6 protein-coding genes are annotated in these 8,599 nt (G+C 32.4%); 4 read left to right on the top strand and 2 right to left on the bottom strand.

Annotation, left to right across the window (positions count from 1 at the left end):
• Positions 1-115: 115 nt before the first annotated feature.
• Positions 116-340 carry a hypothetical protein gene (locus OM075_RS16485; RefSeq protein WP_301191639.1) on the bottom strand — a complete coding sequence of 75 codons (225 nt, stop codon included), beginning with the start codon at positions 338-340 and terminating at the stop codon, positions 116-118.
• A gap of 186 nt (positions 341-526) precedes the next feature.
• Here OM075_RS16485 and OM075_RS16480 point away from each other — a divergent pair, with 186 nt between their 5' ends.
• From OM075_RS16480 to OM075_RS16470, 3 genes are all read left to right on the top strand, one after another.
• Positions 527-1,774 (top strand): sensor histidine kinase, encoded by a 1,248-nt coding sequence (locus OM075_RS16480; RefSeq protein ID WP_301191638.1) that lies wholly within the window; start codon positions 527-529, stop codon positions 1,772-1,774.
• A gap of 2 nt (positions 1,775-1,776) precedes the next feature.
• Positions 1,777-2,466, top strand: coding sequence for a response regulator transcription factor (locus OM075_RS16475; RefSeq protein WP_301191637.1), 690 nt, complete (start codon positions 1,777-1,779; stop codon positions 2,464-2,466).
• A gap of 249 nt (positions 2,467-2,715) precedes the next feature.
• The gene (locus OM075_RS16470; RefSeq protein WP_301191636.1) at positions 2,716-4,818 is read left to right on the top strand and encodes a hypothetical protein; all 2,103 of its coding nucleotides are present in this window, start codon (positions 2,716-2,718) and stop codon (positions 4,816-4,818) included.
• A 40-nt stretch (positions 4,819-4,858) separates the two neighbouring features.
• Here OM075_RS16470 and OM075_RS16465 read toward each other — a convergent pair whose 3' ends face one another.
• On the bottom strand, positions 4,859-6,082 hold the full coding sequence (locus tag OM075_RS16465; protein ID WP_301191635.1) for a uracil-xanthine permease family protein: 1,224 nt from the start codon (positions 6,080-6,082) through the stop codon (positions 4,859-4,861).
• Positions 6,083-6,376: 294 nt separating this feature from the next.
• Between OM075_RS16465 and OM075_RS16460 the strand changes: the two genes are divergently transcribed.
• Positions 6,377-8,599 carry an amino acid permease gene (locus tag OM075_RS16460; protein ID WP_301191634.1) on the top strand — a complete coding sequence of 741 codons (2,223 nt, stop codon included), beginning with the start codon at positions 6,377-6,379 and terminating at the stop codon, positions 8,597-8,599.

Here is an 8,599-nt window from a genome sequence, read left to right as displayed (position 1 = left end):
TTTCATAGCCAATTAGTATTTTTATGATTAGACACCACAAAAATAATTGTTCCAGGAAACTGGAACCTAATTGGCTTTATTTAGGACAGATGTGATTTTAACTATAGAATTATTCCTATTTTTTTTCGCATTCAGCTTTTGCTTTCTTGCATTCGCTTTTCTTTTCTTTTGAACAGCATTCTTTTTTATTCTCTTTTGAGCAACACTCTTTTTTAGCTTCTTTTGAGCAGCATTTCTTTTCAGTTTTTTGAGGCTCCTGAGTATTTTCTGATGCCATTACTGGAGATGCGATTGCTACCATAAATAAAAATAGGAATGATACTGCTATTGACTTCTTCATAATTTTAAATTTTAAATTGATAAAATGTTACTTTGTACAAATATGATATGATTATTAATAAGTTCTTGTTATTGTCTTGTTAATCCATGTTAACGTGTTGTTAATTTGCGTATGGCTCTACTTAATTATTTCTATTTTTGTAATCTGTTTGAAATATAGTAACATAAAAGGTAACAATAGGTTTAAATGATAAAAAAGAAAGTTAGACAAGAGTGGTTAGCGGGGTTAACCTTTTTGGTACTTTTAAGTCTGGTAATTATGCAGGTCATGTTTTTAGTTAAATCTGCAAAGCTTGAACAAAAGCATTTTAATCATCGAGTGGTATTGGCATTAAGAGAAGCTCGTAATGAAATTGCACGAGAGGCAAATCAGTGCAATAATATGCATAATTACGTTTGTGGAAATAAATGTTCCAGCGATGTTCAATATATTAATTTTCATAAAGTTGATAGTATTATACAGTCTAATTTATATATTCATAAAATTAGATTAGACTACCAGTTTGATTTTATAAATGAAAACGATAGTGTTAAGGATAAAATTTGTATTTCCTGTTATGAACAATCATTAAATGGATTATTGGCTCAAAACGGAATCAAGCTGCAAATAGAATTTCCTGATCAAAGCAAGTTTATTTTTGCTCAATTGGGAGTGTTGTTTTATTTGTCTATAGCAGCAATTATTTTTGTTATGATTTCTTTTGTGATTATTTACCGACTGTTTGCTAAAGAACAATCCATATTGGTAAATACAAAAGATTTTATTGATAACATGGTTCATGAATTTCAAACGCCATTAGCTAACATTAAGTTTGCCGCCGGTTTGATTAGGAAAAAAGTGGATTCAGATTCAGAAGGTTCATCAAAAATACTTCAGTATACATCTTTAATTCAGGAAGAAAATTCAAAGTTAAGTCAGAATGTTAATGATATCCTGGATGTGGTGTTATTGTCTTCAGAATCAGGTGAAGCAAAGAATGTAAATGTGCATGAAGTATTACATTCTTGTGTTGATATGTATCAATCCTCAATGGAAGAAAAGCAAGGTGCAGTGAATTTAGATCTTAAAGCTAATAATTTTATAGTTGTGGGAGATGTAAAATATTTAAAGCATGCTTTTTTAAATCTATTGGATAATGCCATAAAATATACTAAGGTTGCGCCTGTTATTGATATAAAAACCTATAATAAAAACAATAAATTGGTTATTATTGTCAAAGATAATGGTATTGGTATTCCTGCAATTGAGCAAAATAAGGTGTTTGAAAAATACTACAGAGTATCTACTGGTAATTTGCATGATATTAAAGGTTTTGGATTAGGACTTAATTTTGTAAAGAAGGTTGTAGATAAGCTTAAAGGAAGTATAAAGATAAAAAGTGAACTGGGTAAGGGAAGTGCTTTTATCATTACTTTAAAAGTTAATGAGGTTTAAATATGGAAGCGAAAAAAATTCTGCTTGTTGAAGATGATACTACCATGGGTTTTTTGTTGGTAGAGTTTCTTGAGTCGAATGGTTTTGATGTTAAGTTATACAAAGATGGACTGCTGGGATTAAATGCATTTAGTAATTATAAATTTGATTTTTGTATTCTTGATGTAATGCTTCCTGGTTTAGATGGTTTTTCAATAGCAGAAAAAATTAGGTCAAAAGACAAAAAAGTACCGATTATATTTCTTACTGCTAAAACATTTAAAGAAGATAAAATAAAAGGTTTTAATCTTGGTGTTGATGATTATATCGTTAAACCATTTGATGAAGATGAATTGCTTTGTCGAATAAAAGCAATTATGGCCAGATGTGATCAAAGTATTGAGCAGGTTGCATGTCCGGAGTTTTTTGAAATAGGGAATTATACTTTCGATTATAAAAACCAGTTATTGAAAATTGATAATGAATCAAAACGATTAACATTTAAGGAAAATGAAGTTCTTAAAATGTTAGCTTCTTCAAAAAACCAATTGGTAAAACGTGATGATATATTAAATACCTTATGGGGCGATAACGATTATTTTAATAGCCGAAGTCTTGATGTTTTTATTGCAAAACTCCGGAAATATCTAAAAGGCGACGAAAATATCATCATAGAAAATGTTCCAACTGTTGGTTTTGTGCTAAAGGATTAATGCTTTTTTGTTGAGAATTGTAATATTTATTCAATAGTTATTAATAATTTCCATAAATTGGAAAAAATACAAGTATCAATCATATAGTTATTTATCGTTAATTTCTTGTGAGTTATAAAGAATAACGTTGATGAGATACTAGTAAAAATGCTAGTTTTGCCTGTTATTAGGGGATGTAGCATTTACATATAAGAGCTAAAGTTCTTATATTGTATTTTATATCAGTCGTTTGTGGAAATTGGCGGTAACATGAAAAGATCTTTTATAATTTTTGTAATATTAAGCATAGTTTGCAGTAGTGTTTTTGCTCAAACAAAATCCAGATCGAATAACACAAAGCTTTTTAAAAGAGCTATGTATCTGGCAGATGAAGGGAATTATAAAGATGCTATCAGTAATTTTAAAGTACTTCTTCAAAATGATCCTAAAGATCTTGATGCCCTTTTTAATATTGGATTATGCTATTTAAATACTTCAGATGGGGCAGATACTGCAGTAATGTATTTAAACCGTGGGATGGATATACTTACCGAAGATCAGAAGAGTGGTTATTTTGGTAGGGAATTTGGAATGTCTATAGGTAAAGCTTATCAGGTTTTATTAAAACCACTTAAAGCAATTGAAATATATGAAGATTTGTTAGTAAATGTTCCAGAGGAAGATAGTTTGATAATGAAAGAGTTGGAATACGAGATTCAAATCTGTCATAATGCAAATTTCTTTTTACAACATCCGGTTGATATTCATGTTAAAAATATGGGGCCAGAGGTAAATTCCATGTACGATGATCATAGTCCGTTGGTAGGCGTCAGTGAAAATGAATTGTTTTTTACTTCCCGTAGAAATTGGATGAAGTTATCGTTGTTGCCTGATGGTCAATATGCTGAAAAAATATACTCGGTTCCACTGTCTGCAAAAAATTGGGAGAGTGCGCGATTGTTAAAAGTATTTTTCAAACAAAATGAGCACGAGGCGGCGGCATCTTTGTCTCCCGATGGAGATGATATGGTTCTGTTTAGAAATGACGTTCATGGTAAGAGTTTGTATATAAGTCATTTTGATGGTAAAAATTGGTCAGAACCAGAAAAGTTACCTTACCCCATAAATAGTTTTGCTCAGGAAACACATGGTTCATTATCGGCAGATAAAAGTACCTTGTTTTTTACAAGTGACAGAGAAGGAGGATTGGGAGGTATTGATATTTATATGTCTAAAAAGAACCCTGATGGCACCTGGGGAGAGCCTAAAAATCTTGGGCCAAATATCAATACAGAATACGACGAGGAAACGCCAATGATTCATTATGATGGTAGAACGTTATATTTTTCATCAGAAGGGCATAATTCAATGGGAAGGTTAGATGTATTTTATGCTCAAATGAATCCTGATTCAACATGGAGTAGACCGGTCAATTTGGGTTATCCAATCAATACTCCGGATGATGATTTCTTTTTTGTACCAACCGTTAATAAAAGTCATGCTTATTATGCCTCCTCCAAGTTTGATGATAACTATGGAGGATCAGATATCTATGAGGTAACTTTTGAATCGGATGATAATACAGAATTGGCAGTAATTGAAGGTCAGGTAGATGAGATTTTTGGAGATAATATGAAGGACGTGAGGCTATTGGTGACCAGAAGAAAGGATAAGCGACTTGTGGGAGATTATCGCCCTAATCCTACCAATGGTAAATATATGATGTTTTTAGAGGTGGGTTATGAGTACGAAATAGAACAAACCAACTCTGACGAAAGTATTAAAGAGGTGGGATATGTAGACGTAACTCCTGAAATGGACTATCAAAAGAAAAAGCAACCCATTTTATTTAAAGATGTGGTGATGGATGCTCCGTTAGAAAAAATGGATAAAATAGTTGAAGTTAAAAACGAGGAAGTAGCATCTGTTGAATTAGATACAGAAAAATCTGAAAATATTGATAAATCATTAAAATTAGAGTCTAAAACTCATGACGAAACTTCAAAGGAGGTAGATAAACCAATCGAGAATGGTGAAAAGAAAGTTGTGATTGAATCTACTCCTGAAGTGAAAAAAGAACTAGTTAAAGAAGTTGAGAATAAAAGGTATATTCCAAGTACTAAAAAAGGTTATACAATTCAATTGATGGCCTTGGAAAAAGGACCACTTAAAGATCGTGCCTATTTTGAGAAACGAGGAGTTAAAAATATTCAGGAGATTAAATGTGTAGATGGGTTTACACGGTATGTTTTTGGCGAGTTTGAGGGTTATAAATCTTCTTTAGCCATTAAAAAGAAATTGCTTAGTGAAGGAAAGTTTCTTGATATATGGATCAGACCAATTAAAGATATTGAGGATTTAAAACAAAAATAATCCCCTCTTATTTTTTATCAATAAAGAGGGGAGTGTATTATTAATTTTCTTCAGGAGTATTATCCATATGAACTTCTTTTGATTTACCAGGTAATATTAAGTTTAATATTACTCCAACAACTGAAGCTAATCCAATTCCTGATAAAGAGAATGATCCAAAATCAATAGATGCTTTACCAACTCCCACTGTAAGAATAATAGAAACAATAACTAAATTTCTGGTTTTATGAAAATCAGATTTTGATTCAATTAATGTTTTTATACCTACACTGGAAATCATTCCGAATAAAAGCAACATAATACCTCCCAATACTTCTGTAGGAATCGATTTTAAGAAACCGCTAACTTTACCGATTAGTGAAAATACGATAGCTGTTATGGCCGCAATTCTTAAAACTCTGGGATTAGTAACTTTTGTTAATTCAATAGCTCCGGTAACTTCAGAATAGGTGGTGTTCGGTACACTTCCTATTAAACCTGCAAAACTGGTTGCAATACCATCTCCAAGCATAGTTCTGTTTAAACCAGGGTCTTTAATAAAGTCTTTTTCTGCGATGGCACTAATGGCATAAATATCTCCAACGTGTTCAATTAAAGGAGCAATAGCTACTGGAATCATAAATAAAATAGCCTCCCAGCTAAATGTTGGCCAGGTTACGTCAGGAAGTTGAAACCATGCGGCCTCTTGTATAGGTGTAAAGTCAATTCCTCCCATTGCAAATGATGTTAGATAGCCAACTATTATTCCAATAAATACCGGAATTAGTTTAATAATACCCTTAAAGTAAACAACTGATATAACAGCAGCAAGTAATGATATTCCTGCAATAGTCCAGTTTGTTTTGGCCATATCAACAGCAGTTGAAGCTAGTGAAAGTCCAATTACCATAATAACAGGTCCAACAACTATGGAAGGAAAAATTTTCTTAATAAATTTTACGCCTCTTAATTTAATTAAAAAAGAAACTAATGAATAAACTATACCAACCGCAATTATTCCGGATAGAGTTCCTGCAAAGCCAAATTTTTCTGTGGCTAAGGTAATTGGTGCAATAAAAGCAAAACTACTTCCTAAAAAAACAGGAACTTTTCCTTTGGTTATCAGGTGGAAAATAAGTGTTCCTACCCCAGCAGATAGCAATGCAATAGAAGGATTAATACCAACTAATAAAGGAACGAGTACTGTTGCACCAAAGGCAACAAATAAAAATTGTACTCCTAAAAGGATTTGTTTGGAATTTGATAATGGAGTTAATGAATTCATATTTCTTAAATTGGGTTTCGGCAAAAATAAGAAAAAAGTTGAAGAAGAGAGATTTTTCTATTAGTTTGGTAATGAGCATTAAAAAAGCCGGAAAAACACCCCTGATTTTCCGGCTTCCTCAAAGATTTCTGTGTAATCTAAACCTATTAAGAATACTTGCAAGATAAACATTTTTAAACAATTGGTCAAGATTCATTTTATGAATTATCTCATGTTATTGGTGGGTTTCAATTAAAATATTGCGCTTGTTATTTTTTTTCTATTTTTGAATAGAAGATTCCAAAAATAGAGGTTATGCAAAAAGCAGTTACAAATCCAAATGCAACCTTTGGTTCAATGCCGGTTTTTATGACGGCAATTTCTACTATCCTAGGAGCAATACTTTTCTTAAGATTTGGTTGGGCTGTTGGTCATGTAGGTTTTTTAGGAGTATTAACAATCATTATTATTGGTCACTTGGTTACTATACCAACGGCTTTGGCAGTGGCAGAAATTGCTACCAATCAAAAGGTTCAGGGAGGCGGTGCTTATTATATTATTTCCCGATCGTTTGGTTTGAATATTGGGGGAGCAATTGGTATAGCGTTGTATCTTTCACAGGCTATTAGTGTGGCTTTTTATATTATAGCTTTTGGTGAAGCTTTTGATGCGGTACTGCCTTATTTGCCTTTTGAGATTGATGCGGCAACCTTTAAAAAAGCGGTTACTTTAATTATGATGACATTATTAAGCATTATCGTTGTAATCAGAGGAGCAAACATTGGAATGAAGGCGCTTTATGTTGTGGTAGGAATTCTGTTTTTATCCATTATTCTATTTTTCATGGGTACTTCTACTTCTCAGAATCCAACATTCCTGTTTAGAGAAACAACTCAAAATCCTGAAAGTTTCTTTTATGTATTTACAATAATCTTTCCTGCATTTACTGGTATTGCTGCAGGACTTGGATTATCAGGTGATTTGAGAGATCCCAAAAAATCAATACCCAAAGGTACTTTATGGGCGACTTTGATAGGTATGGTTGTTTATGTTGCCATTGCTTATAAATTAACGATTTCAGCAACACCAGATGATTTAGCAGGTGATCAGTTAATCATGCAAAGAATAGCTATTTGGGGACCAATTATTCCCATAGGACTTGCAGCTGCAACATTATCTTCAGCTATAGGATCTATTCTTGTAGCACCTAGAACATTACAGGCGATTGGATTTGATAATATTTTACCCTACCCGAATTTAAATAAATGGCTTTCAAAAGGTAAAGTAAAGGATAATGATCCGGTTAATGGAACATTAGTAACCATAGCCATTGCTTATTTTTTCGTAGTTATAGGCGATGTAAACTTTGTAGCTCAGATTATTTCTATGTTTTTTATGGTTACCTATGGAGCCATCTGTTTAATTAGTTTTTTAGAGCATTTTGCAGCAGATCCTTCGTACCGGCCTACATTTAAGTTAAATAATTGGTATTATTCCTTAGCCGGAGCACTGTTGTCTTTTTGGTTAATGTTTAAAATGAATTTGACTTATGCGATTATATCCATACTTATTATGGTGGTGATTTATTTAATTATAAGTAAGTACAGACCAGAAAGAAGAGGATTGGAAAAGTTGTTTAAAGGTGTGGTTTTTCAGTTGAGTCGTCAGATTCAAATTTTTGTTCAGCGCGCCAATAAAGAAGAACAGGAGTATAATTGGCGTCCGTTTGCTGTTTGTGTTAGTGCAGATTCTTTTGAGAGGCAAAGTGCTTTTGATTTGTTAGGTTGGATATCTCATAAATACGGGTTTGGTACTTATATTCATTATGTGGAAGGTTTTCTGAATAGTACCACCTATCATCAGTCGAAAAAGACATTAGACCGGTTAATCGGTAGGGCTAAAGGAAGTAACACTCGTGTTTATATAGATACGGTTATAAGTCCTTCTTACACATCAGCCATTGCACAGGTTATTCAGTTATCTGGTATTTCAGGAAAAGGAAGTAATCTTATTTTGTTTGAATTTCCTAGTGATAAGCCCGAATCTTTAAAAAATGCCTTAGAAAATTATATTTTATTTGATTCATGTAAAATGGATGTATGTTTCTTAAATACCTCATTAAAAGGTTTTGGCTATAAAAAGGAAATCCATGTATGGATTGGTCGTCATGATTTTCATAATGCAAACCTGATGGTATTGTTAGCTTATATTATTTTAGGACATCCGGATTGGAAAAAAGGTTTTATTAAGATATATTCGCTCGTTCCAGCACAAGAAACAGAAGAGGAAAAGAAAAAGTGGTTGGATAGAATTAAGTCGGGTCGTTTACCTATTGCACCTGGAAATGTTACAATGGTGCCATTTAAAGAAGGTGACCATAAAGAAAGCATTGTAAAACAGCAAAGTCATGATGCGGATTTAACTATACTTGGATTTTCGTCAGAAGATATAAATAAAGGAATTGATAGGTTTACAAAGTACGATAATATGGGTAATATATTATTTGTAAATGCATATCGTAAAAAGGAAATTGAATAA

It is taken from the genome of Plebeiibacterium sediminum (assembly GCF_026013605.1).
In the GTDB taxonomy this organism is placed as follows: Bacteria; Bacteroidota; Bacteroidia; order Bacteroidales; family Marinilabiliaceae; genus Saccharicrinis; species Saccharicrinis sediminus.
This window is presented reverse-complemented; position numbering and strand designations above follow the sequence as displayed.

Excerpts from the sequence above, each read along its gene's own strand:
- OM075_RS16475 (WP_301191637.1), top strand. The coding sequence starts at position 1,777 with ATGGAAGCGAAAAAAATTCTGCTTGTTGAAGATGATACTACCATGGGT.
- OM075_RS16485 (WP_301191639.1), bottom strand. The coding sequence starts at position 340 with ATGAAGAAGTCAATAGCAGTATCATTCCTATTTTTATTTATGGTAGCA.
- OM075_RS16480 (WP_301191638.1), top strand. The coding sequence starts at position 527 with ATGATAAAAAAGAAAGTTAGACAAGAGTGGTTAGCGGGGTTAACCTTT.
- OM075_RS16470 (WP_301191636.1), top strand. The coding sequence starts at position 2,716 with ATGAAAAGATCTTTTATAATTTTTGTAATATTAAGCATAGTTTGCAGT.
- OM075_RS16460 (WP_301191634.1), top strand. The coding sequence starts at position 6,377 with ATGCAAAAAGCAGTTACAAATCCAAATGCAACCTTTGGTTCAATGCCG.
- OM075_RS16465 (WP_301191635.1), bottom strand. The coding sequence starts at position 6,082 with ATGAATTCATTAACTCCATTATCAAATTCCAAACAAATCCTTTTAGGA.